Consider the following 26,645-nt stretch of genomic DNA (forward strand, 5'->3'; position numbering starts at 1 on the left):
TTATTTTGTTTTTTTAAGCAGTGAAGAAGCTAAGCCTAAACCAATAAATCTTGCAATCACTCTCGCAATAATTGCGCCCCAGAGGCCATAAAAATAGATGAATAAAAATAGAACAATTATTTGAATAATAGAGCTATAAATATTGAGCTGATATAGTTCTTTTTTTGCTGATATAGATTGCAATGCAGCAATAGGAAGCATTACGATTGTCGCGATTAAAGAAATAGCATAGATTTGAGAATAAGATATTGACTCAAGATATTGCGGGAAAAATATTTTGAAGACCAAAGGAGCGACGAGTATATAAATAATAGTTATAACAGATATTACTAATCCAAACTTCAACATCTTTTTTAAAATACCCTGTTTAATTTCCTCTATTGTTCTTTGCGAGAATTTGGGCAGGGCTAAAAGATGGATGTTTTTGAATAATCCCTTTATTTGATCTATGGGCACGACAGCAAATGAGTAAATTGCTAATTCAATGGCTCCCAAATAGTGAAAAATTAAAATTTTATCTATTTGGCTTGCTATTGCGTCAAAGACCCCCATCAAACTCAAATGTTTGCCATAGGAAATTGTTTTTGGATCTTTTTTTTCGTTGGGTTGGAATTTTTTGAGAGTAATTTTTAAAAAAATAAGACGAAGCAGCGTATTAGGGACAAAATAGGCAAAGATAACAAGAAAAATATTGTTGGTTAGAAAAAGCGTGACCATCATTATTGCTGCGGCGATGACTTGGGTAATGATATCGTATTTTGTAGAAAATTTAAAAAGTTTTCTGCCAGTCAACAAAGAACTATAAATAGCCAGAGAATCCATAAAGGGAAGGAAGGCTGCCGCAACCAAAAAACATAAAGTTAAAGCAATATCACCATGAAAATAATAATAGCCGGCTAAAACAATACTGATTAATCCTCCGAATAACCCCCATTTAATTTTGGTTTTTAAGGCGGAAACAAAAGTACCTTCATAACCGCGGGCAACCGCTTGAATAACCGCGGTGTTTATACCAGAAAGAGTAAAGATAGTCAATAGACCTGCCAATGACAAAATATATTTATAAATACCGTAAATTTCTTTTGATAATAAATTAGCAAATGCGATTGTCAATAAAAAAGAGGCAATCGTAGAAACAATTTTCCCAAAAGTTAACCAAAAGCCACCTTCTACTAGATATACCATATCAGTTTGAGTGTATTTTTGACTCCAGCGTAGCAGATTGTAAATTTTTGATTTTATTTTCTGCATTATCTACCTCCTCCTTTAAGGACGATGTTAATTGTTTTAAGAACTATGCTTGAATCAAAGATGAAGGAACGGTTTTTTATATAATATAAATCGTATTGAACTTTCTCAAAATTATCTGCAACAGATGAACCATAGCCGTATTTTATCTGCGCCCAGCCAGAGAGTCCTGGCTTTATTAAGTATCTTTCCTGGTAGAAAGGGATGTGTGCTTTGAGTTCTTGGTGAAATTCCGGTCTTTCTGCCCGTGGTCCCACAAAACTCATTTCTCCTATAATAATGTTCCAAATTTGCGGTATCTCATCTAATCTTGTTTTTCTTAAAAATTTTCCGAATTTAGTGATTCTGGAATCTTTTTGTGTAGTCATTTTTGGTCCGTCTTTTTCCGCGTCTTTTATCATTGAGCGGAATTTTACAATTTTAAATGGCCTGCCACCTTGTCCGACTCTTATTTGTGTATAGAATATTTTGCCTCGCGATTCCAGTTTTACGATAATTGCAATTAGTGGCCAAAATGGCAAACTAATTACTAGAAGAAATAATCCGAAAATAAAATCAAATAATCTTTTAGCGACTTCATAAGGTTGTTTTTTCTCCTGGGATATATTTTCTAGAAACCAAACTTCATTAATTGCCGTAAGTGGAATTTTTTGCGTTATGTTTTCATAGAACTCGGGCAAATTTACAAAGTCAATTTTATATTTAATGCATTCAAAAAGATTTTGGATTAATTCCTGTGATTTATAAACCTCTGGCGTGACAATCGCTATGTTTACTCTTTCTTGTTGTAATGTTTCTCTTAAGTTCTTAAATCCTTGTGTTATTTTTATTTCGGGCAATTCGGTTCGGTCGACTTCTTCATGATTCTCAATAATTAATTTCAGTTTGTAGCCCAATTGAGGATTTTTGATTATTTCTTTTGCCAACTCAATGGCTTGTGGATTGTAGCCGATAATCGCTATATTGGTTTTTAGTTTTAAAGATCCTGCTAATAAATTAAATAAATATCTCCAGCCGTAGAATAAGAATACGAAAAAGACGATATTTAAAAATAGGTTTGTTTTTGGCGTGATTGAAGATATAATGAATCCCGGTATGATGTAAAAAAATGCAATTGAAATTAATCCGCCAATAATTAATGCTCGGATTAGGGCCGAAGAAAAAACGATATTATTTTTGGCAATATCTATTTCGTAGAGATTGTGAATATAAAAAACAATTATCCAGACCAAATAAACAATTGAAAAGGGGATAAAGTGGGCTTGAAAAGTGCCAAAATCAAACTCTTTATAGCGGACTATAAGAGCGATGGTCAAAGAAACGTATAAAATAACTAAATCTCCGATAAGAAGGATTAATTTCTTTGTTTTCATATTGGCTTCATTCTATCTCAATTTATTTTTATTGACAATAGTTTGACACGAAATTTATGTAAACATATAATAATTGTATTATGGTTATTTCTGAAGCTTTTGCGAAAATACTCCGTTGGGGGGTTTTTATTTCTTTGTTTTTGCCGTTGGTAATTTTCTCTCAATATCTATCGCCGTTTCATTTCGGCAAGGTGATTATTTTTAGAATCCTTGTGGGAATAATGGCGGTTTTTTATATTCCGTTAATCATTGTTGATAAGAGATATCGGCCAAAGTGGACAATGATTTTAATCAGTATTTCTGTTTTTGCTTTTCTGTATTTATTCAGCGGCTTAGTAGGAAATAGTTTTTATTCCAGTTTTTGGGGGACGATTGAAAGAATGGGGGGAATTTTCAGTTTTTTGCATTATTTGGTCTATTTTCTAATTTTAATTAGTATTATTAAGAAAGAAGTTGACTGGGATAAAATTTTAAAAGTTTCGCTTTTTGTTGGTTTTCTTTCTATTCTTTTCGCTTATGGTCAGCGCCTGAAATTGGGCAATTTTTTCGTTGGCTGGCAGCATGGAGATAGGGTAATTGGCACCATTGGCAATCCTGCTCTTTTTGCCGGCTATCTTTTATTTATTCTATATTTGGCAATTTTATTTCTCTCTAGAAAAATAACTCGGCCTGCTGAGAAAGGGTTTTTTGCTGCTATTCTTATTTTGGGCGTTCCGGTTTTATTGATGACCGCAGTAAGAGGAGCTATTATAAGTTTTTTTGGCAGTCTTTTGCTTCTGGCATTGTTTTTTCTTTTTTTCCAGAAAAGCCGGAGAATAAAGATTCTTTTATTGGTAGCAATTATTGTTTTCGTAATTTTTGGTACCATTATCTGGTTAGAGAAGAATAAAGATTGGGTTAAAAATAATAGTTTACTGCAGCGAATCACTGATATTTCTTTTAAGAGTGACACTATCCAAACCAGATTATGGTCATGGGAAAGCGCAATCAATGGCTGGAAGGAAAAACCGATTTTCGGATGGGGTCCGGAAAATTTTACTTTTCTGCATATGAAATATTTTGATTCCCGACATTTTTCCGGCCTGGGGTCCGAAACAATTTGGGACAGGGCCCATAATATAATTTTGGAAATGCTTTCAACCATGGGCATAGTTGGTCTTTTAAGTTATATTTTCATTTTTTTCAGCATCTTTTATATTCTGATTAAAAAATTTAAGCAAAAGCAAATCGAGAATTCTGATTTTGGCATAATTATAGCAATGCTTATTGCCTATATTGGACAGAATTTGTTTATCTTTGACACATTTGCTAATTATTTTTTATTCTTTTTGATATTGGGATATATAAATAATCTTCATTTAAAAGAGGAGACCTATTCAATACCGACAAAAGAGCCATCTGTCTTTTTGGCTGCGATTTTATTGGTTTTTGTCTTAATATTGACATATCAAACCGGAATTAAACCGGCAAAAGCCAATTATGCCTGCACTAGAGCAATTGTAGCTGGCCAAAGGGGAGATGCGAATGAGGCTTTCCAGTATTACAAAAAAGCATTGAGCTATGATAATCCGCAGGTTAATTATGACATAACCCACAAATTAGCTACTTTTACCATACAGCTTATTGAAGCACAGAGACAGAAGAATAAAACCATTGATGTAAATTTGGCGCATTACACAATTGAAGCAGTAAAAAAGAATATCGAAAGATTTTCCCTAGACACAACGCCTTATCTTTATGTTGGAAGAATGTATATTCTTTTAATCGATGAGGAGGCGGATACAGCTGGTAAACTGGCAGAAGAATTCATCGGCAAAGCCCTGGATTTAAATAGAAAGAATCCAAGAATATGGTATGAACTTGGACAAGCGCAATTATCACTCGATAAATATAAAGAGGCCTATGATAGTTTCAAGGAAGCATTAAACCTTAATCCGCAGGTAGCCATTTCTTACTGGTTTTTGGGTATGGCTGCTTATGAAAATGGCCAATACGATTCAAGTCATTACCAAGAAGCTGCTCAACTTGTTGAAAAGGCGATAGTAATGGGATACAATTACAAAGGCAGTATAAATGATTTAATGCGTTTAGTTCATATTTATGACAAGGTCGGGAATTATAGTAAAATTGTAGAAGTTTACAAGTTGGCAATATTGAAACAGCCAAGCAATGCTCAACTGCATGCTTCTTTGGCTGCTGCATACGCTAAAATTGGAGATTACGAAAATGCTAAAAAAGAAGCGCTGAAATCAGCTGAAATTGATCCGAATTTTAAATCAGATGCCGAGAAATTCATTAATTCATTGCCGCGTTAAAACAATAAACAGATGAATAAAAAAACATTAATTATTCTGGTAATATTATTTATTATATTAACAGGATTGGTTCTGGCTTATTTTTTTATTTTTAAAAAGACGCTGCCACAGCAAAACGCACAAACCGAAATAAACAAAGACGGCTTCGTTATTGAATTACCAGATGGATGGGTGGAGGTAGAAGCTGTAATGGGTTCTTTTGCAACAGCAATGAATAATAAAGAACAGATTAACAATGCGGATGCTGCGAAAATAGGTTTTAGGAGTTATTACTCTGTTGTTTACGATACTTTTAATGAAAAAACCAATAATGATTATCTGGAGAAAATAGAAACTTCTTTAAAGGGAAATTTTCCAGAAGTAAAAATATCAAAGGAGGAAGGCAGGAATATGGATGGCGAACCAATTTATTTTATGGAAACAGACATTATTCAGCAGGATATTGATTTTAAAGTTTTATTGGCTGTAAATATTAAGGATAAAGATGTCTGGATAATCTCGTTCAATACGCTTGAGGAAAGCTGGGAAGGATACAAAAATCTATTTTATCAAATTGCGGGAAATTTCCAGATTAAGTAATAAATAAAATATGGAAGATACAAATAAAAGTAAAAAGATTAACTGGGCTATAATTGCGCCCGTGATTTTAGCTGTAGTTGTTGCGGCAATTTTCATCTATCTTGATTATAGGAAACCAGGAGATGACCCAAATTCACCGAATAATTCAACTTCAGAAGAATATAAGCCAAAGCCAGTTTCTCTCAAGGATAACCCAAGGCGTTCTGAAGTAATTACGGATTTCTCCAAATATGGATGCGCAAGCCCGGCAACCATTGAGCCCACAATAACAAAAGAACCGGATAAAATATGGACAATACCAAAAGATGGCGGATCTAGTATAGTCAGTTTGGGCAGATATAAAATCAAAAATTCAGTCAATACGATTTTAGATATACGCAAGCTTTGGCTGTATTTTTTCAGCGACAAATTGAGCGTCAGAGAAGACAAGGTTTATGCTTTGGAAAAATCATATGTCTCTAAAATGACTTTAGTGGTGAATGGTTATGAGCAGGAAATAAAATTAGGGGGTACAGAATATATGTTGATAGAACTTTCTGATTATCCTTTAGGTGATATTTATCCCTATGACAGAGAAACGTTTTTGGAGTTTGAGGTTTTAATTGAATTAAAGTGCAATAATCTTCAGAATGGAACTTGTCTAAGCAATGAAAATAAATCTTTGGAATTTTTGGACAGAGCTGATATTTCTCCAATGTTCAAGATTTTTGCTCTCGGATGTCAGGAATTTGATAAAGATATCACTATAGATGCTGAATTTTCTTATTAATACTTGACAGCCAATTTTTTACCTGCTAGTATATAAACAGTTGAATGGGTGATCCCGAAAGGGAAAACTCTATATTTGGGGAAAAACGTCTGGCTTTTAGTCGACGTTTTTCTTTCTATTTGACACGTATTATTCATTCCAGTTATACTTAAACTATGGATTGTGTTGCTTAAGGAGTTCGGGAACTAGTACCCATTCAACACTAAGTATTGGGGTTTTACTTTCCCGGCTCCTTTGGCAACGCAATTTAGGATATAATTAATTATAATTATGTTTTTTCCAAAATCTAATTCGATTCAGAAATATAAGAAATTTTTATCAATCCTGCTGGTTTCAGGCGGGATTTTTATTATTTGCAGTTGTTCTGTTTTTGCTGCTTTTGAAGTTGGCGACAGCAGGGAATTTTTTGTTGATTCATCTTTTGATTATGAAACAAGAACAAAGATAGCAGCTACATTACAAAAGGTTTCTGCTAATGCTTATTTTTATGTTGAAGATCCATTTTGGCAGGAATTGTCTCTGGCCCAGCAAAGTTCTTTTCTTGACGGATTAGATGACATTGCTGTTCAATTTAATGAGAAAACCTATCCTTCCTTAAGATATATTTTCGGCTCGGAATGGAATCCTGGAATTGATAACGATGAAAGAATTACAATTCTTCTCACGCAGTTAAAAAAGACAGCAGGAGGATATTTTAATGAAAGAGATGAAGTTGCCAACTTACAGGAACCTACTTCCAATAACAGAGAAATGATTTATATCAATGTCAGCCAGGTTGGCACCAGTTTAGTTCACGGTTTGATTGCCCATGAATTGCAGCATATGATTAATTGGAATCAAAAACAAAGACTTAATAATGTTCAAGAAGATATTTGGCTTAATGAATTGAGAAGTGAATATGCTCCAACAATAGCTGGACTGGATAGCGATTACGTAGGAAGCAATTTAGAAAGGCGCGTTGAAGATTTTCTTTTCCAGCCATCAGATTCCCTGACCGAGTGGAAAGGCGACAGGTATGATTATCCATCAGTGAATCTTTTGGGCCATTATCTGGCTGAGCAGTTCGGCGAAGATATTTTTTCTTTAATGATAAAAAACAATAAAGTGGGAATCTACAGCATTGAACAGGCATTAAAAGAAAAAGGATATAGTTCTACTTTTTCTCAGATATTTAATAATTGGGTAATTGCTGATTATCTGAATGACAAATCAATCTATAGCGGAATATACGGCTACAAAAATCCGTATTTGAAAGGAAATGTCCAGATTTCACCAATCACTTACAGCATCGTATCAGCAAGCGTAATTAATATCTCGCAGCAGGTAAAGGATTGGTCGCCCTATTGGTATCGTTTTATTAATAAACAGGATGCAAGCACTATTGCTAAAGATTTGGAAATTGAGTTTGAAGGTTTTATGGGACAGGGGGATTTTAATGTTTATTACATCGTTGATTACATAGACCAGCAGACAGTAGTTGGAAAATTAACATTAGAAAATCAAAGCGGAGTATTAAAAATACCTGATTTCAAAACAAGAGTTGATTCGGTTACGATTGCTATTTCTAATCAATTTAAGAAAAGCGATTTTCAAAGCAATGAACCGACAAATCCTTTTATTCTTTCAGCAGTTACGACTCTCTTTGATGAAATAGTTGAGCCACCTGGAGAAGAATTGCCCAAGCCAGAGGATTATGGATTAAAAGAAGGGGATTTAATCAGAGCAGTTGGTGATTTTGATATTTTCATCATTAGCCAACATGGCTATAAAAGATTATTCCTTAATCCTGTTATCTTTAATATGTATGGCCATTTGACTGGCGGATGGAAAGCAGTTAAAACCGTTAGTCCGGAAGTAAGAGATGTATTCAAGACATCGAATTATTACCGTTATGTTGATTCGCCCAAGGTTTATAATTTAGAGATTTCCGGCGAGGATACAGGAATTTTAAGTTGGTTAAACATAACCGGCGAGAACTTTCTATCTCAAGGCGGAAAACCGGAATCAATATTTATAATTAACAAATCAGAATTGGATTGGTATCCAAAAGGAGAGGATAAAATGGGGTTGTGAAATAATTAATAAATAAAAAATTTATGAAAAACAATAAACAATTTTTCGGAGTGTTCTTCAGTGTTTTGATTTGTGTGTTTGTATTTGGAGTGATTGTTTATGCCACAACAACAATCGGAGATAATATTTCCGCAGGTGGGACATTAAGTGGAACTAATTTTTCAACAAATGCCACTTATTACAACACGTTCGTAGGTACGGGGATAGAAACAACAACTACGGGTAGTTGGAATACATTTGTTGGTTATCAGGCAGGATATCAGAACGATGATGGAGCGGCTGATCAGAATACGGCTATCGGTTATGACGCCTTTTATTTAAACAATACAGGACAACGCAACACCGCCGCAGGTACGTATGCTTTATCTAATAGTGTTTCAGGTGACTATAATGTTGCGATTGGTAGTTATGCAATGGAACTGAATACAACCGGAGATTACAATGTGGCTGTTGGTGATTCGGCATTAGATTGGAATGAGACGGGTTCGTATAATGTAGCGATTGGTTGGTCAGCCATGTTAGGAGCCTGGCCTGCTTCTACAGCTAATACAGCTGTTGGATATCGAGCCGGGGACGGCAATAATAGTACCGGATATTCATCTTCGAACAATTCAATTTTTGGATATAAAAGCGGATTTAATGTTCGAACAGGTTCAAAGAATATTCTTGTTGGCTATCAAGCAGGAGACGCTTTAACCTATGGTTCTAATAATATTGTTATTGGATATGATATAGATACATTAAGTGCTACAGCAGATAATTATATGAATATCGGCGGTCTGATCTTCGGAGATCTATCTACTGCCAGCGCTAAATATCTTGGTATTCTTGATTCTTCTCCTGCTTATACTCTCTCTGTTGACGGCACTGCCTCTGTTTCCGATACTATGTATGTAAAAGATATTTATTTTAGCGGAGTGGCATCTGTTTCAAGCAGCGGCATTCGGTTGGATGATGGAGTAATGATTACTACCGGGATTGCTTCGCCGAGCGGAGATTGCGGCACATCAGGAAGTTTATTTATAGATAAAGTTAATGCCGGATTATATATGTGTGGCACAGATGCAAGGTGGAATGTTAAATAATTATGTTGGAAAAATTATTCGGGGATCCGAATAAAAGATATTTGAATAAAGTCCAGCCGATTGTGGAGAAAATAAATGAGCTCGAAAAAGAATTCGAGCGTTTTTCTAACGAGGATTTAAAAAATAAAACTAAAGAATTTAGAAAAAAAATAGAAAACTACGGAGGACAGACCTCCGTAGTGCTTGATGATATTTTGCCGGAAGCATTTGCTGCTGTGCGGGAGGCATCGAAAAGAACTTTAAATCAAAGACATTTTGACGTACAGCTTGCCGGAGGCATTGTTCTGCACCAGGGGAAAATTGCAGAAATGAGAACCGGAGAAGGAAAAACATTAACCGCAACCCTATCATTGTATTTGAATGCATTAGAGGGAAAAGGCGCGCATCTGGTTACAGTTAACGATTATTTAGCCAGAAGAGATGCTGTTTGGATGGGGCAAATATATAATTTTCTTGGATTTAGCGTGGGATGTATAAATCATGAAACTTCTTATATTTATGACCCCGCCTACGCCAACCTGCCTCGCCGGCAGGCGGGGGCTTCGGCGGGCAAGCCAGAACTAAAATTAGACAAAGAACGTGATGAGGCGGGTGGGTTCAAAGTGGTGCAGGAATTTTTGAAACCGTGCAGTAGAAAAGAAGCTTATAGCGCTGATATTTTGTATGGCACTAATAATGAATTTGGGTTTGATTTTTTGCGGGATAATATGGCTTATGATAAAAACGAGATGGCGCAAAGAGCTTCTAATTACGCAATTATTGATGAAGTAGACAGTATTCTAATAGATGAAGCCAGAACTCCTTTAATTATTTCTGCGCCAGATGTGGAATCAGCCCAGCTTTACAAGAAATTTTCCAAAATCGCTCCGCAATTAAAAAAGGACATTGATTTTAAAATTGATGAAAAAATGCGCGCGGCAACCTTAACTAATGCAGGCATGGATAAAGTGGAAAAAACCTTGGGAGTCGGGAATATTTATGATGAAGCCGGAATTCAATTAGTGCATCATTTGGAACAGGCCTTGCGCGCGGAAGTCCTATTTAGAAGAGATAAGGATTATGTGGTGCGCAATGGGGAAGTGATTATTGTTGATGAATTCACTGGTAGGTTGATGCCTGGTAGGCGCTATTCCGGCGGGTTGCATCAGGCATTAGAGGCAAAAGAAAATGTGCAAGTACAGAAGGAATCGAAAACTTTGGCAACAATTACTTTCCAGAATCTTTTCAGAATGTATAAAAAATTAGCCGGAATGACAGGAACTGCATTAACTAATGCTGAAGAGTTCGACAAGGTTTACAAATTGGACACCATAGTTGTGCCGACTAATAAGCCGATGATTAGGAAAGATTTGCCAGATAAGATTTACAAGACCGAGCAAGGGAAATTTAAAGCAATTGTTCAGGAAATAAAAGAACGCTATGAAAAAGGTCAGCCAGTTTTGGTGGGCACGATTTCAATTGAAAAAAATGAGCATTTGGGAATGCTCTTAAAAAAAGAGGGAATACAATGCGAGATTTTAAATGCCAAACAGCACGAAAGGGAAGGCGCGATTATTGCCCAGGCAGGAAGATTAGGAGCTGTGACAGTTGCAACCAATATGGCAGGTCGTGGAGTTGATATTGTTTTGGGGGGCAACCCTCAAGATCCTGAGCAGGGTCGAAGGGTTTGTGACGTTGGCGGACTTCATGTCCTTGGCACCGAGCGCCATGAAGCAAGAAGAATTGATAATCAATTAAGAGGAAGGTCTGGCAGGCAGGGAGATCCTGGCTCTACTGAATTTTTTGTTTCATTGGAAGACGAATTAATGCAGAGATTCGGTTCTGAGAAGATTAAGACCCTGATGGATGCTTTGAAAATTCCCGAGGACCAGCCAATTGAAAATAAGATGATTTCATCGGCGATTGAAAAAGCCCAGGCAAAGATTGAAGGATATAATTTTGATATCAGGCATCATGTTTTGGAATATGACGAGGTGATGAATAAGCACAGGGAAACGATTTATAAAATGAGAAAAGAAATTTTATTCCAAGCAACAGATAAAGAGATGCATCAGAAAGTTAAGGAATTAATGACAGAGGACAAGTATAAGCAATATTGTAATAAATTTGAGAAACCCGCCGTAAGCGCGGAGCGCAAACAGGCGGGCCCGCCACAATCCGAAGGTTTGGGCGGGGATGTTCCTGAAAATGAGAGAGCGGGGTTGGAAAAATTCGTATGTTTGCGCTCAATTGATATGCTTTGGATGGAGCACTTGGAAACAATGGAATGTTTGCGTGAGAGTGTAAAATTGCGCGTCTATGGGCAAAAAGATCCATTGGTTGAATACAAAAACGAAGGTCATCGTTTATTTAAGCACATGCTGGAAGAAATTGATAACGCGATTGTTGAGATGTTATTAAAAGTGGAGCTGAAACAAAGAATGGGGAAAGGCGAAGTGGGCTTGCCCGCCGAAGTTCCGACCAAAGTCGGGACGAAGGTGGGTAGAAATGATCCCTGCCCATGCGGAGCGACTCATCCAGACGGTCGTCCTAAAAAGTATAAGCATTGTTGCGGGAAATAAAAAAACCGCGAGATTGTTGTTCTCGCGGTAGCCTATCTTTGTCGCTCCTTTTCGGAGAAGTAAAAAGGGCGGCCAATCCTTTCTACAGATAAGTTAATGATAGCAAATTTACGTGGAATAGGCAAGAAATATAAAAAGTGCCATGGGAAATAAAATAACGGCCCTGCAGCTGCGGGGCCGTTTAAAGAACATTGAGATTTTTAGCCGGTCTTTTGGTGTTTTTTCACCCAGATTTTTCTGGCGTACAAGATTCCAGCTATGGTCAGGACAATGGAAGGGATGAGGCCAATGGTTTTAAATAATCCCCCAACGAACATGAAATGTCCCAGCCAGAGCAAAACAACGAACGCGATAAGTGTTGGCCAAAAAAATGTAAACACAAGCATTGTTTTACTGATTGTAACTCCTATTATCGGGGAGTAAAGAATCTTTTCTGGTCCCTGGAAAAACGATTGCACAATGCTGGTGGAACTTGTTGAATGGTCGGAGAGATATTGCTCGGTCCCGAGCCAGTACCCGATATTGGCGTAGATTGCCACCAGAAATAAAACCAAAAGAACTTTTCCGATTTTTTTAATGTTCATTTTTAGCGCCTCCTAAACGCTGTTATCATTATATCATAACCGCAGATTTTGTCAACAGTAGGCGCAAAATTCTTTACAAATTATTTTTTTTACTTTACAATAAAATTTTATGGCTTTTATAGAAAGACAACAAACAGTTGAAAAAGGAAATTTCGTCAGCAAGCAAAAAAGTAAAATCCGGCTGATTGTGCTGGGGATTTTTATTTTATTTATTTTGGCCGGCTCTTTGGATTATCCAGTAATCTGGGATAAAACTGCTAATTGGATAAGTTCACACATCGGAATTAATGTTCCTAAGTTTTATAAGTTGCCATTCAGATTGGGGTTGGATTTACAAGGCGGGACGCATTTAGTTTATGAAGCAAATCTTATTGGAATAGAAGAAATAGACAGGGATTCATCTATGGACGGAATTAGGGATTTAATTGAAAGAAGGGTAAATCTATTCGGCGTTGCCGAGCCATTGGTTCAGATTAATAAAGTAGGGGACTCCAATCGTCTGATTGTAGAACTGCCCGGAGTTAGGGATGTTGCTGAGGCAATTGAAATGATTGGTGGAACTCCGTATTTGGAATTTAAAGAAGAAAACATAGATGGAACAGATTTTATAAACACTTCTTTGACCGGCAGATTTTTGAAAAGCGCGCAATTAGAATTTGACCAGACCACTTATCAGCCATATGTCACTTTGGAGTTTAATGACGAAGGTGCGAAAATTTTTGCTGATTTGACCAAGAAAAACATAGGAAAGAGATTGGCTATTTATCTAGACGGAGCGCCAATCAGTATTCCGGTTGTGAATGAAGAAATTCCGAGTGGCAAGGCCCAGATTAGCGGACAATTTACCCAGAAAGAAGCTAAGCAGTTGGCTGAGAGATTAAATACCGGGGCTTTGCCAGTGCCGATTAATTTAATCGGTCAGCAGAGCATCGGAGCTTCTTTAGGACACGACTCCTTAACTAAGAGTTTGAAAGCGGGAATAATCGGATTTTTGGCAATACTTTTATTTATGATTATTTCTTATCGCTTAAGCGGATTTTTCGCTTCCATTTCTCTAATAATTTATATTGTATTGCTTTTGGCTGTTTTTAAATTAGTGCCAGTGACTATTACTTTAGCTGGCATTGCCGGTTTTTTGCTTTCAATGGGCATGGCCGTTGATGCCAATATTTTGATATTTTCCAGAACCAAGGAAGAATTAAAGAGTGGAAGGAATTATCTTGATGCTTTAACCAATGGCGTTAAGAGAGCATGGCCGTCAATTAGGGACGGAAATTTCACCACTATCTTGGTTGGTTTGATTTTATTTATTTTCGGCACTAGTTTTGTTAAAGGATTCGCCCTTACTCTGGTTGTCGGTAATCTGGTGAACATGTTTTCAGCAATCGTAATCACTAATTATTTGATTAAGTTTTTCTTCGGCACAAATGGAGAGAAAATTAAAAAGCTTTGGCTATAAATATGAATTTTCCTTTTGTAAAATATTATAAAATACATTACTTCTTGATTAGTATTCTCATTATTGCCAGCATAGTTTGCCTGCTTGTTTTTGGATTGAATCTCGGAATTGATTTCCTGGGCGGAACAATTTGGGAATTTGAGCTTGAAAATAGGCCAGATAATGCCGTTATCCAGGAAAAACTGAATAAATTCGATTTAGGCGAAATTGTTATTCAGCCAACAGGAGAAAAGGGTACAATTTTGAGATTTAAAAACATTGATGAAAATATCCATCAGCAAATGCTGTCCAGTTTAAACGAAATTTCAAAAGTTGAGGAGAGGAGATTTGAGAGTATTGGCCCGACAATAGGCAGAGAATTACGCAATAAAACAATTGCCTTGATAATTATTTCCATGATTTCATTGCTTATTTATATTGCTGTCGCGTTCAGAAAGCTTTCTTGGCCAATCAGCGGCTGGAAATACGGACTGGTTTCTATTATTACTCTGGCAATCGATGTTATCATTCCGGTTTTTGTTTTGATTTTGCTCGGTAAATTCAATAATGTTCAGTTTAATATACCAATTGTAGCTGCTTTGCTTACTATTTTAGGTTATACCATTAATGACAAGGTAATTATTTTTGACAGGGTAAGGGAAAACATCTTAAGAACAAGGTCAGAAGATTTTGCTGGGACAATAAATCAAAGCTTGAACCAGGTAATCAGCCGTTCGCTTAGTACTGGTTTTTGCACGCTTTTGATTCTTTTTTCTATATTCTTTTTAGGAGGCGAAACTTTGAAATATTTTTCCTTAACACTGATAATCGGAATTATTGTAGGGACGTATACTTCGCTTTTTATTGCCAGCGCTTTATTGATAAGTTGGAGTAGAAAAAGAATTGGTTCTTGACAGACAATTTTTATTATAGTATATTAATTCTATAAAAATAAACATATGAACAAGAAATCAACCATTTCTAAAGACATTTCTAAAAAAATAGAGAAAGCGCTTTTGCATTTGAGCAATCCGAGAGTCAGGGAGGTTATTGAGCGCCGATTTGGTTTAAGAAATGGCAAAAGCGAAACTCTGGAAGCTATTGGCCAAAACTATGGCATAACCAGAGAAAGGGTCAGGCAATTAGAAGAAAATGGGATAAAAATTCTTAAATCAGAAAAAGTTCTGCCGTTTTTTGAGGCAGCTTTCGATTATTTGAATGATTTGTTTTTCGCGCATGGCCATATTATGGGAGAGAATTATTTGTATCATACTGCAACTGGAACAACCGAACCCCATGCTTCAAAGGGCTATATTTATTTGGCCTTGACCTTAGGCGAGCCGTTCCAGAGAATAGCCAGAGATGAAAAATTCCATCCTTACTGGGTTGCCCATAAATCTGCTCATCAGAAAGCCAAAGAAATTATTGATTTTTTGATTGACCATTTTAAGAAGCACGATAAAGTTTTTCATGAATCAGAAGTTTTTGATTTGCTTTCCAGAAAGCATTCCAATATTCCTTCAAAAATGTTTTCCGTTGTTTTGGAAATCTCTAGAGAAATTAATAAGAATATTTTCGAAGAAATCGGCTTAAGTTATTGGCCGGAGATTTCTCCGCAGGGAGTAAAAGACCGTGCCTATTTAACCCTTAAAAAAGAAGGCGAACCTCGCCATTTTACTGCTATCACTGAGTTGATAAATAAAATATTCGTAGATAAGCCGGCTTATACCCAGACTGTTCATAATGAATTAATAAAAGACCCAAGATTTATTTTAGTGGGAAGAGGAACCTATGCCCTTACTGATTGGGGCTATGAATCAGGAACAGTGGAGGAAGTGATCCAGAAAACTTTGGCTGAAAACAAAAAACCGTTAACCAGGAAAGAAATTATTGATTCTGTTCTGACAAAACGGCAGGTTAGACCAAATACAATCATTTTGAACCTTCACCGGTCTCCAAAAGTGAAGAGATTGGAGGATGGAAAGTATATTTTAGCTTAAAATGGTCTTAAAACAAGCAATTTAACTATTTCATGACTGAAATCCTTAATATTTATAGGGATATATTTGTGAGTTATTGGTGGATTATCGCACCAATAGCTCTTTTTTTATTTTTAAGGCATTTCTGGGTGAATTATCTTATTGTTAAATATGTACGGGGTTTGGAATGGATTGTTTTGGAAGTAAAATTTCCACGCGACGTGATTAAGACGCCAAAGGCAATGGAACAATTTTTTGCCGGTATCCATGCTTCCGAAAAGGCAAGAAAGTTCAAGGAGAAATATATAAAAGGCGACCTTCCTCCATGGTTTAGTATTGAGATGCTTGGGCATGGCGGGGAAATTCATTTTTATATCAGGACCGAAGTGAAATACAGGAATCTTGTTGAATCTCATCTCTATGCCCAATATCCCCAAGCAGAAATAATAGATGCAGAGGATTATGTAGATAGTATCCCGCCTGGCACTCCGACCGCGGATTTTGATGCCTGGGGCACAGAATTAATTTTAGCCAAGGAGGATGCTTATCCTATTAGGACTTATCCGGTGTTTTTTGAGGAAAAAGAAGCAGAAGAAAGAACTGACCCCATTGCCGGACTTTTTGAATTTTTAAGCAGTTTGAATCCGAAAGAAAGTATTGCCATTCATATCTTAATCAGCCCAATCAGCCCAGTTACTGACAAACAATGGATAAAAGACGGGGAAAATCTAGTTGGAAAAATAATTGGCAGAGAAGTAAAAGAAAGCAAGAAAGGATTAATGATAGTAGAAGAAGCTAGAAGCTGGCTTGAAGCGTTAGGTCAGGGTATTGTAAGATTTTTCGGTTTGGGTGGCGAGGAAAGCGCTGTTGGCAAAGAAAAGAAAGTCGAAAAAGTTATGCCGTTTTTAACCCCAGGCCAGAAAGAAGTTGTTTTGGCAGTTGAAAGGAATATTGGGAAAATAGGATTTAAGACAATGATAAGATTTATGTATTGGGCGCCTAAAGATCTTTTTTCCAAAGACAAGCCAACAGTAGTAGCTGGATTTTTCAGACAATTTAATACCCAAAATCTAAATGGTTTTAAAATTAATAAAAAATCCACTCCTGGCAGGGGGAAAATCTTCAAAAGAAAAAGAGAGCCGGGACAGAGAAGATTTTTTGTGGGTATTTTCAAGAAAAGATTTTTTCCGTTTCATAAACTTAAGACCAGAGGATTTGTTTTTAATATTGAGGAACTGGCAACAATTTTTCATCTTCCTGGAAAGTTTGTTGAAGCTGAAAGATTGTCTAAGATTGAAGCTAAAAAAGGCGGACCGCCTAGCGAGCTTCCAACAATATGAACGAAAATGAGATAACAATTTTAGGCGAGACCAATTTTCGCAACAAGCGGACCAAATTTGGAATAAAGATGGAAGACAGACGCCAGCACGTATATGTAGTTGGAAAAACTGGCACAGGCAAATCAGAACTTCTGAAAAATATGGCAATTCAAGATATCCAAAATGGGCATGGCGTGGCAATTGTTGATCCGCATGGAGATTTTGCTGAAACAATGCTTGATTTTGTTCCGTCTAACAGGGTAAATGACGTAATTTATTTCAATCCAGCTGATTTAGAATATCCTATTACTTTTAATATTATGGAGAATGTTGAGCCAGAATATCGCCATTTGGTTGTTTCTGGTTTAATGGGGGTATTTAAGAAAATCTGGCCTGATGTTTGGAGCGCAAGGATGGAATATATTTTAAGAAATGCGATTTTATCATTACTGGAATATCCCGGCTCAACTCTTTTGGGTGTTAATCGTCTTTTAGCTGACAAGGATTATCGCCAGAAAGTGCTTGGAAAAGTTACTGATCCCAGCGTAAAAGCGTTTTGGACAAATGAATTTGCCAAGTATCCTGACCGATTCAGGGAAGAAGCAGTAGCGCCGATTCAAAACAAAATAGGACAGTTTATTTCTACCCCCTTAATTAGAAATATTATTGGACAGGTTAAATCGTCAATTGACATGCGCGAAATAATGGACCAAGGGAAAATTTTAATTGTTAATCTTTCAAAAGGAAGAGTAGGTGAGGATGTCAGTCAATTATTGGGAGCCCTGGTAATAACTAAGTTGCAGCTTGCAGCTATGAGCAGGGTAGATATATCTGAATACGAAAGAAAGGATTTTTATCTTTATGTTGATGAGTTTCAGACATTTGCCACAGATGCTTTTGCAACCATTCTTTCTGAAGCGAGAAAATACCATCTCTGTCTGACTTTGGCCCATCAATATGTTGCCCAATTGGACTCCATGGGAGACAAAGGCAAGAATACTAAAGTAAGAGATGCGATTTTCGGTAATGTCGGAACCCTGATTACTTTTCGTGTTGGCGCAGATGATGCCGAGTTTTTGGAAAGGGAATTTCTGCCAGTGTTTATTGCCGATGATTTAGTTAATCTGACCAAATATACTATTTATTTAAAACTAATGATTGACGGCGTTGCTTCTCGGGCTTTCAGCGCTCAGACCATACCTCCGTTTCTAATTCCTGAAAAATCTTTTGAGGATAAAATTATCAAGCTCTCCCGCGAAAGATATACTATATCGCGAAAAGCAGTAGAGGAGAAAATTTCCAGATGGAGTGAGGCAACTGAAACAGAAGAAGAAGCGAAAAAATTTGAGGCAGTTTGTTCTGATTGTGGTAAAAAGACCAAAGTTGCTTTCAAGCCGGACGGGGTAAGGCCGGTCTATTGTTCATCCTGTTTACAAAAAGAAAGAGAGAAAAAACCAAATGTTCAGCTAATTAAAAAGCAAAAACCGGAAATTGATCTTGCTGGCGTCCGCGAAGCAATCAAAAAAGCAGTAGAGTATAAAAAAGAGGAAAAATAATATGGATAATTTGGAAGAAATAAAGAAAATTAGAATACAAAAACTGGAAAATTTGGAAAAAGCTGGAATTAATGCGTATCCGGCCGAAGTTTTGCGTACGCATACGAACAAGGAGGCGATAGATGAATTTGAAAAACTGGCAAACAAAAAAATAACCCTGGTTGGCAGGGTGCGTTCAATTAGGGAGCATGGTGGTTCGACTTTTTGCCATATTGAAGATGGTTCTGCACAGATTCAAGTTTATTTTAAAAAAGATGAAGTCAACGAAAAGCAATATAAGTTATTTTTGGAAAACACGGATATCGGCGATTTCATCCAGGTTTCTGGTAAATTGTTTTTAACAAAGAAAGGTGAGAAAACCTTATTAGTTTCATGTTGGAAAATTTTAACCAAATCATTATTGCCATTGCCGAGCGAATGGTATGGATTAGAAGATGTTGAAGAAAGATTCAGAAAAAGATATTTGGATTTGATGATGAATAGGGAAGTTAAAGATAAATTCATAAAGCGCTCGGAGATTATCAGAAAAATCAGGGAGTTTTTGAATGAAAACGGATTTTTGGAAGTTGAAACTCCCATGCTGCAAACAATGGCTGGTGGAGCAAAGGCCAGGCCGTTCGAAACGCATCTTAATGCCCTGGATATGGATTTGTATTTAAGGATTGCGCCGGAATTATATTTAAAAAGATTATTAGTCGGCGGATTTGAAAAGGTTTATGAGTTGGGCAGAAATTTCAGAAATGAAGGCATGGACAGGGAGCATAATCCGGAATTCACTATGTTGGAATTTTATGCAGCTTATTGGGATTACAATAAAATGATGGATTTTACGGAAAAATTATTGGGTTCATTAGATAAGAAGATTTTCGGAAAAAGGTTTAAAAAAGTGGAATACAGCAAAGCTGTCGGAAATAAGGATGAAAAAGAGGTTTTTGCAAAAATTAAAGAACCGTGTTTTATCATTAATCATCCCATAGAAATTTCGCCTTTGGCGAAAAAACTGGACTTTAAAAAAGCCGCGCGCTTCCAATTAATTGTTAATGGATTGGAAATTGCCAATGGATTTTCCGAATTAAATGACCCATTTGACCAAACAGAGAGATTTAAAGCGCAGGAAATAGAGAGAAGAGAAGGCAGTTTGGAAGCGCACCAGTATGATAAGGATTTTATTGAAGCATTGGAATACGGTATGCCGCCAGCCGCAGGAATTGGCATTGGCATAGACCGCTTGGCAGTCTTATTAACTAATTCAAAAACAGTGCGGGAAATAATTTTATTCCCGACAATGAAGCCGAAAAATGAACAATAAATAAAATTATGATTGATGTTAAATTATTACGAGAAAATCCGGAAAAAGTGAGAAAGGCCTGCGTAAACAAAGGCGCTAAAATTGATATTGATAAAGTTCTGGAATTAGACAAAAAGAAAAGGGAATTAATTCAGGAAATTGAAAAACTGACAGCTGAGCAGAGAAAAATGGGTAAAGATCAAATAGGAGAGGCGAAAGAACTAAAAAATAAAATCAAGGAGCTGGAACCAGAATTGAAAAAAGTAGAGCTAAATTTCAATATATTATTTTCACAAATCCCGAATCTGTCATTAGATGATGTGCCAATTGGAAAAGATGAATCGGAAAATAAAATTATTGGAGAAGTAGGTAAAAAGCCAAAATTTGGTTTTCAACCTAAAGATTATTTAGAAATCGCAGAGAAATTGGATATTATTGATGTAAAACGAGCAGCCAAAGTTTCGGGTTCGCGCTTTGGTTATCTGAAGGGCGGGGCAGCACTCTTGGAATTCGGATTAGTTGGTTTGGCCTTAAAAGTTCTTAAAAGGGAAGGATTTATTCCAGTTATCCCGCCAGTAATGATAAAGCCGGAAATGGCCAAAGGTATGGGTTATATAGAGCAAACGAATAGTGAGGAAGCATATTATATCAATAGCGACAATCTATATCTTGTAGGCACATCAGAACAATCATTGGGCGCAATGCACGCGGACGAAGTTTTTAATGAAAATGAATTGCCAAAAAGATATGTTGGTTTTTCAACCTGTTTTAGAAGAGAAGCAGGTTCTTATGGCAAGGATACAAAAGGGATTTTAAGAGTTCATCAATTTGATAAGGTTGAAATGTTTAGTTTTTGCAAGTCAGAGGATTCAATAAAAGAACACAAATTTCTGTTGTCTTTGGAGGAAAAACTGATGAACCTTTTAAAAATACCTTACCGTGTTGTGCAAATGTGCACAGGAGATTTAGGCCATCCAGCTGTAGCTAAATATGACATCGAGGCATGGATGCCTGGCCAGAATAAATACAGAGAAACGCATTCCACCTCAAATTGCACTGATTTTCAGGCGCGAAGATTAAACATTAAATATAAAACAAAAAACGGATTGGAATTTGCTCACACCTTAAATGGCACGGCTTTTGCAATCGGTAGAACATTAATTGCGATTATTGAAAATTATCAGCAAAAAGACGGAAGCATTAAAATCCCAAAAGCTTTAAGAAAATATACCGGAATAAAATGTATCACTACAAAATAAGAAAGAAAAAAAGAACAAATAAAAGAGCGATAATCTGGATTATCTCTCTTTTTATATTAGCTGGATTGGCTTATATTTTATTTTTCTCATCTATCGGAGAGAATTTATTTAAAAAGAAGCCAGAAATAAGAGACGAGCAGGAAATAGGTATTATTTGTAAAGAGAATACTGGTAATTGTTTTTATTTTAACAAAGATGGAATTATTTTTAAGGATGCGTTGCTCACAAGCGGCAGTTTAATTTTACTGATAAAAGATTATTCCGAGAAGGATTATAGATTATGGGACAAGATTTTAGATAAGAGTTTTCTGGATATTTTATTGCATGCGAAAGACGAATTATTCTCTAAGATGAGTTTAAGGGCTGCGAGTTTTGATATAGAATCATTTCCAATAGAAATATTGAGGGTTGTGACCAATGAGAGTTGGTATATATTATTTAGCTTAAAAAGAGACATAAAAAGCCAGCTTTTGGCTTTAAAAGTGGCTTTAGATGAGAAAATCGAGAATAGGATGAGTCTGCAGTATATTGATTTGAGAATTGAAAACAGAATTTACTATAAGTAATTACGGAATATAATATACAAAAATTGAATTGCCGATAATTGTTACTGGTTCGTACTTATTGAGCCAGACATAGTAGTCAGTTCTTATTTCAAATCCTTTTGTCGCTATGGCGCGATTCTGCTGCAGAAAAGTTGCGGAAACAGCTAACCAGCTGTTTTTTGCTTTTTGCGGATCATAATCCGCATGCCATTCTTCAGCTTTGTCTCCTAAATAATATTTCGCATTTGCCCCGCCGAAATAATCGATTTTAATTTTCTGGATGTTATTTTTCTCAACCCATTCTGCCAGACGTTTTAAATCCTGGCCCCAGTCGAGATTGGAGTCGGTTACATATATATAACCGTTTTTAGCGCCGCCAATTAATTCGTTAAAATAAGTGAGGTAATAAGGATAGATTGATAAGGATGAAAACGCATACCATGCCAATAAAGTTCCGAGTAGCAGGCAACAAGTAATAAAAACTCTTTTTTTATTATGGATTTGATTGAATAATTTTTTTATCTGGCCAGAAACAAGAATATAAACAAATGGAAATGTAGGGAGAATATGACGTATGCCGATATTTAAATTGCTGGTAATACTTGCGCCCCAATATATGGCTAGAAAAATCAGCATTGCAATTTCTGTAAAATGGTTTTTCAGAAAATTTTCAACTTGCCTCGCTGGCAGGCGGGTTTTACGGAACTTAGTTTGCCAAGCCAGGAACAAAAGAGCAATAATGGTTAATATGTGTAGCACTAATGGTTCCTTTATGGCATATACAATAGGGAAATAACTCTTCCAACCCTTATTGGTTACATCTCCCAGGAAATAAGTAGTATTTCCGCCAGTTGCTCTTTGGAAAACCATGAACAATCCTAGGGCATACTGGGCATACGGCCTCAAAATCGGCTGTTTAGACATCCAAATTGTCAGGTCGCCGATTGGTTTTACTGGAAATTGCGAAGCAATAAAAGTTGTGTCGGAAATTTGTTTTTCTTGCGGGTAATTATAAGTATGGAACAGATAAACAGGATAAACAAGAATATAGCCGATAATCATAATCAGGGCGAATCTAAAAATATAATGAAAAAATGTTTTCCAGAATTGTCTATTTTCCCGCCATTTGATATAGACCCAAATCAGAATCAAGATTCCAAAATAGGGGACAAGCAAAATCAAAGAGAATTTTATAAGCTGGGCAATGCCAAAAGCTATTCCTGCCCAAAACAGATTTTTCCCGTTTTGGTTCTTCAAATATTTTATGAAGAAATAAGAGGCAAAGAAAAATGCGAAAGCAGCGCCGACATCAGTAGTAACATAACGACCGTGCGCTAGGAATGTTGGAGAAAAAGAAAAAAGGAAAACCGCAAGCAAAGCAGAAAGTTTTCCGTACAATTCTTTTGTCCAACGATAAATGAAAAAACCCAAAAGAATCAGTAGTAGAAGCATTGGAATTCTGGACCAGAAAATAATTTTATCAGCGTTGTTATTAGATTCGTATAGAAATTTAAACCCGAAATCCCACTGACTGTTTACTTCGCTTGTCCAGGATTTTAAATCTTTCGGAAAGTTGATATCATTCATAAAAAGCGCGGGAATGGCTGATAAATCCTTCAATAAAGGCGGGTGTTCCGGATTCAAACGCATATCTTTTTGGGTTAAATAAGAATAGCCCGCAGGAGTGTGGGCAACTTCGTCCATAATCGCTGATTCCTGTTTTTGGCTGATAGTTGCCAGGACCAGCATTAATAAAACCAAAACTATAGATAAAATTGGCGCTAATTTTTTCATATAGTTTAATTATATCATCTAATGTGGTACAATAGTAGATATGGAAGAGATATATAAAAATTTTGAGGCAAAAAAAGCCGAGGCTTTGCAGCAGCCAGAAAACAAAGAAGGAGAGTTGAGTCCGGAAAAACAAAAAGAAATTTTAAAAGAAGCTATTTCCGAGAGAATAACTACAGCCCAGCCAGTAATTAGCCAGCAGCAAGTTGCTGCGCAGACAGCGCAGAAATTAAAAGACCAGCCAAAAGACAGACAGATTCAGCTTCTGATTGAAATGGCTTTTGAAAAAGGAATTGTCGAAGCAGTGGAAGTTGCCAAAAATCTTGACAATCCTTATCTTTTGGATGAATTCCACGATGCCTTGGTAGATGAGTTTTATAAAAAATTAGTCGAACAAGGAAAATTGAAAGCGATATAATATGGAGACAATGCAATTTATTTATATTGTCAGCGGATTGATTGTACTTCTAATCGGCGGATTGGCGTTTATTTTGTTAGTTGAAAGATCGAGGGGCAGGGGATTAATTGTCAGGGCTTTGAATATGAGTTTGTTTTTAATCAAGATACCCAGAGAGACAAAAGAGGACTTGTCATCTGAAGAAAAGAAAAACAGGATTGCTGTAATGGAGCAATTTTTATCAAATTTGGGCTCTTTGAGGGAAAGGGGCTCAAAAATTCAGTTTTCCTATGGCCAGCCGTATATTGTTTTGGAGATGGCTGTTCCATTTTCTGGCACAGAAATTTCTTTTTATCTCGCGGCTCCCAGGAAATACGAAACATTTCTGGAAAAACAAGTTTACGGATTTTATCCAAAAGCCATTGTACAAAAGGTTGAAGATTACAATATTTTCAATCCCCAAGGGGCTTGCGCCGGCGGATTTTTAAAGCTGGAGAAAAACAGTATTTTGCCGATTAAAACTTATAAAGATTTAGAAATTGACCCATTGGAAAACATTTCTACTGCATTGAGCAAGATAGAAGAAACCGGCGAGGGCGGGGCATTACAGATTGTTTTAAAGCCATCTCTGAAAAACTGGGATAAATTCGGATTGTCTATAATCAGAAAAATGAATCGGGGCCAAAGTTTTAATGACGCCATAAAAGGTAAAGAAATAAAAAAGCCCAAAAAAGACGAACCACAGCAAGTTCAACCGCAAGTTACTCCTGATGCCCAGGAAACAATAAAATCTTTGCAATCCAAAATATCAAAAACCGGATTTGAGGTGAATATCCGGCTTTTATTTTCAGGAAAAACACAGGAAAGGTCAGAAGAGCTTTTATCCCATATGGAAGGTTCTTTTTATCAATTCGGCGCGCCTAATCTTAATTCTTTGAGATTGGGAAAGATGAAAAAAAATGGGCTGAAAAAACTTTGCTTCTACTTCTCATTCAGAGTATTTAGTAAAAAACAAAAAATGATTTTAAATAGTGAGGAGGTCGCAAGTATTTTCCATTTTCCATTAACTTCGCTTAGTTCTCCCAAAATGAAATGGCTGAAAGCCAAGGAATCAGTTCCGCCGATAAATATTCCCAAAGAAGGCGTATTGCTCGGCAAGAATATTTTTAGGGGCGAGGAAACTGAAATCAGAATGGCTGAAAATGACAGGCGTAGGCATTTTTACGTTATTGGGCAAACTGGAACAGGCAAGACAAAATTAATGATTAATATGATTAAGCAGGATATTATTAATGGCAAAGGAGTTTGTTTTATTGATCCGCATGGTTCAGATGTTGATGATATTTTGGGAATGATTCCGCCAGAAAGAGCAGAAGATGTTATTTATTTTAATCCAGGAGACATTGAAAGGCCAATGGGTTTAAATATGCTTGAATATGACCCGAAATTTCCAGAACAAAAAACTTTTCTTGCTAATGAAATGATAAATATTTTCAAGAAAATATTTCCTGAAGCGCCAGAAGGAATGGGTCCTGTGTTTCAGCAATATATGAGAGGCGCGTTATTATTGGTTATGGATGACCCAGAATCAGGAGCAACGCTTTTAGAGGTTCCCAAGGTTTTGGCTGATGCAGAATTCAGAAAATACAAGCTTTCAAAAACAAACAATATTGTAGTTAAAGATTTTTGGGAAAAGGAAGCTGAAAAGGCAGGAGGAGAGGCCTCGTTGGCAAACATTGTTCCTTATATCACTTCCAAAACAAATATATTTTTAGCAAATGATATTATGCGCCCTATTTTGTGCCAGCAGAAAAGCTCTTTTGATTTCAGAAAAATAATGGACGAAAAGAAAATTTTCTTAGCCAACCTATCAAAAGGCAAGATGGGAGATTTAAATAGTTATCTATTAGGTTTGATTATTGTTGGGAAGTTTTTAATGGGAGCTTTTTCCAGAGTAGATACCCCAGAAGATCAAAGGCCTGATTTTTATCTTTATATTGATGAATTTCAGAATTTTACAACAGACAGTATTTCAACAATTTTAGCTGAAGCAAGAAAATATAAATTAAATTTAATTATAGCTCATCAATTCATTGGGCAATTAGAAGATAAAATTAAAGATGCAGTATTTGGAAATGTCGGTAGTATGGCTGTTTTTAGGGTTGGAGCCAATGATGCAGAGTTCTTAGTAAAACAATTTGAGCCGGTTTTTAGCGCACAAGATTTATTAAATATTGATAATTTCAATGCTTACTTGAAGCTTTTGATAAATAATACGACCAGCGTGCCATTCAATATTAAATGCAATCTTCCGGCAAAGGGAGATTCTCGAATTGCAATGAAAATTAAAGAACTTTCACGTATGAAATATGGACGCGAAAAAACAATTGTGGATAAAGAAATTTTTGAAAGATCTAAAATTAAAACGGACAATACTCCTGGCGCTGATGTTTTATCAGAAGAAATAAATTTAAAATAATAATTAG

20 protein-coding genes are annotated in these 26,645 nt (G+C 36.3%); 16 read left to right on the forward strand and 4 right to left on the reverse strand.

Features of this window, described 5'->3' with window-relative positions:
- Positions 1 to 1,251, reverse strand: a complete 1,251-nt coding sequence (locus KKI21_02190) for an oligosaccharide flippase family protein (protein MBU4285015.1) — start codon at positions 1,249 to 1,251, stop codon at positions 1 to 3.
- Positions 1,251 to 2,621 carry a sugar transferase gene (locus KKI21_02195; GenBank protein ID MBU4285016.1) on the reverse strand — a complete coding sequence of 457 codons (1,371 nt, stop codon included), beginning with the start codon at positions 2,619 to 2,621 and terminating at the stop codon, positions 1,251 to 1,253. Before KKI21_02195 ends, KKI21_02190 begins: the two co-directional genes overlap by 1 nt.
- Positions 2,622 to 2,701: 80 nt before the next feature.
- Here KKI21_02195 and KKI21_02200 point away from each other — a divergent pair, with 80 nt between their 5' ends.
- The 6 genes from KKI21_02200 (at position 2,702) to secA (ending at position 12,003) form a co-directional block, all read left to right on the forward strand.
- Complete coding sequence (locus KKI21_02200; GenBank protein ID MBU4285017.1) at positions 2,702 to 4,936, forward strand: O-antigen ligase family protein; 2,235 nt, start codon at positions 2,702 to 2,704, stop codon at positions 4,934 to 4,936.
- Between the two features lie 12 nt (positions 4,937 to 4,948).
- Positions 4,949 to 5,515 (forward strand): hypothetical protein, encoded by a 567-nt coding sequence (locus KKI21_02205; protein MBU4285018.1) that lies wholly within the window; start codon positions 4,949 to 4,951, stop codon positions 5,513 to 5,515.
- 10 nt (positions 5,516 to 5,525) lie between these two features.
- Positions 5,526 to 6,284 (forward strand): hypothetical protein, encoded by a 759-nt coding sequence (locus tag KKI21_02210; GenBank protein ID MBU4285019.1) that lies wholly within the window; start codon positions 5,526 to 5,528, stop codon positions 6,282 to 6,284.
- A 270-nt stretch (positions 6,285 to 6,554) separates the two neighbouring features.
- Positions 6,555 to 8,357: a hypothetical protein gene (locus tag KKI21_02215; protein MBU4285020.1), complete on the forward strand. Its 1,803-nt coding sequence runs from the start codon at positions 6,555 to 6,557 to the stop codon at positions 8,355 to 8,357.
- Positions 8,358 to 8,380: 23 nt separating this feature from the next.
- Positions 8,381 to 9,442, forward strand: a complete 1,062-nt coding sequence (locus KKI21_02220) for a hypothetical protein (protein ID MBU4285021.1) — start codon at positions 8,381 to 8,383, stop codon at positions 9,440 to 9,442.
- A gap of 2 nt (positions 9,443 to 9,444) precedes the next feature.
- Positions 9,445 to 12,003: a preprotein translocase subunit SecA gene (secA, locus tag KKI21_02225; GenBank protein ID MBU4285022.1), complete on the forward strand. Its 2,559-nt coding sequence runs from the start codon at positions 9,445 to 9,447 to the stop codon at positions 12,001 to 12,003.
- A 200-nt stretch (positions 12,004 to 12,203) separates the two neighbouring features.
- On the opposite strand, the gene KKI21_02230 is transcribed toward secA, so the two are convergent.
- On the reverse strand, positions 12,204 to 12,587 hold the full coding sequence (locus KKI21_02230) for a hypothetical protein (GenBank protein MBU4285023.1): 384 nt from the start codon (positions 12,585 to 12,587) through the stop codon (positions 12,204 to 12,206).
- A gap of 109 nt (positions 12,588 to 12,696) precedes the next feature.
- On the opposite strand from KKI21_02230, the gene secD reads away from it, so the two are divergent.
- Genes secD through KKI21_02270 form a run of 8 tightly spaced genes read left to right on the forward strand, consistent with a single transcriptional unit; the run spans position 12,697 to position 21,992 of the window.
- Positions 12,697 to 14,046, forward strand: coding sequence for a protein translocase subunit SecD (secD, locus tag KKI21_02235; protein ID MBU4285024.1), 1,350 nt, complete (start codon positions 12,697 to 12,699; stop codon positions 14,044 to 14,046).
- Positions 14,047 to 14,048: 2 nt separating this feature from the next.
- Positions 14,049 to 14,939, forward strand: coding sequence for a protein translocase subunit SecF (gene secF, locus KKI21_02240; protein MBU4285025.1), 891 nt, complete (start codon positions 14,049 to 14,051; stop codon positions 14,937 to 14,939).
- Positions 14,940 to 14,984: 45 nt separating this feature from the next.
- Positions 14,985 to 16,025, forward strand: a complete 1,041-nt coding sequence (locus KKI21_02245; GenBank protein MBU4285026.1) for a hypothetical protein — start codon at positions 14,985 to 14,987, stop codon at positions 16,023 to 16,025.
- Positions 16,026 to 16,057: 32 nt separating this feature from the next.
- The gene (locus tag KKI21_02250; protein ID MBU4285027.1) at positions 16,058 to 17,344 is read left to right on the forward strand and encodes a hypothetical protein; all 1,287 of its coding nucleotides are present in this window, start codon (positions 16,058 to 16,060) and stop codon (positions 17,342 to 17,344) included.
- Positions 17,341 to 18,879, forward strand: coding sequence for a type IV secretion system DNA-binding domain-containing protein (locus tag KKI21_02255; GenBank protein ID MBU4285028.1), 1,539 nt, complete (start codon positions 17,341 to 17,343; stop codon positions 18,877 to 18,879). Before KKI21_02250 ends, KKI21_02255 begins: the two co-directional genes overlap by 4 nt.
- A 1-nt stretch (position 18,880) precedes the next feature.
- Entirely contained in the window at positions 18,881 to 20,188 is a 1,308-nt protein-coding gene (locus tag KKI21_02260; GenBank protein MBU4285029.1) for a lysine--tRNA ligase, read from the forward strand.
- A gap of 8 nt (positions 20,189 to 20,196) precedes the next feature.
- On the forward strand, positions 20,197 to 21,426 hold the full coding sequence (gene serS, locus KKI21_02265) for a serine--tRNA ligase (protein MBU4285030.1): 1,230 nt from the start codon (positions 20,197 to 20,199) through the stop codon (positions 21,424 to 21,426).
- Positions 21,408 to 21,992, forward strand: coding sequence for a hypothetical protein (locus KKI21_02270; protein MBU4285031.1), 585 nt, complete (start codon positions 21,408 to 21,410; stop codon positions 21,990 to 21,992). The genes serS and KKI21_02270 overlap by 19 nt, the downstream gene beginning before the upstream one ends.
- Here the strand turns inward: KKI21_02270 and KKI21_02275 are convergent, their stop codons facing one another.
- Positions 21,993 to 23,765: a glycosyltransferase family 39 protein gene (locus KKI21_02275; protein ID MBU4285032.1), complete on the reverse strand. Its 1,773-nt coding sequence runs from the start codon at positions 23,763 to 23,765 to the stop codon at positions 21,993 to 21,995. It abuts the gene before it with no gap.
- A gap of 40 nt (positions 23,766 to 23,805) precedes the next feature.
- Between KKI21_02275 and KKI21_02280 the strand changes: the two genes are divergently transcribed.
- Both KKI21_02280 and KKI21_02285 read left to right on the forward strand, forming a co-directional pair.
- A complete protein-coding gene (locus KKI21_02280; protein ID MBU4285033.1) occupies positions 23,806 to 24,180 on the forward strand; it encodes a hypothetical protein in 375 nt (124 codons plus the stop codon).
- 1 nt (position 24,181) lies between these two features.
- Positions 24,182 to 26,638 (forward strand): type IV secretion system DNA-binding domain-containing protein, encoded by a 2,457-nt coding sequence (locus KKI21_02285; GenBank protein ID MBU4285034.1) that lies wholly within the window; start codon positions 24,182 to 24,184, stop codon positions 26,636 to 26,638.
- Positions 26,639 to 26,645 lie beyond the last annotated feature (7 nt).

This window comes from Patescibacteria group bacterium (assembly GCA_018897295.1).
GTDB lineage: Bacteria > Patescibacteriota > Minisyncoccia > RBG-13-40-8-A > RBG-13-40-8-A > JAHILA01.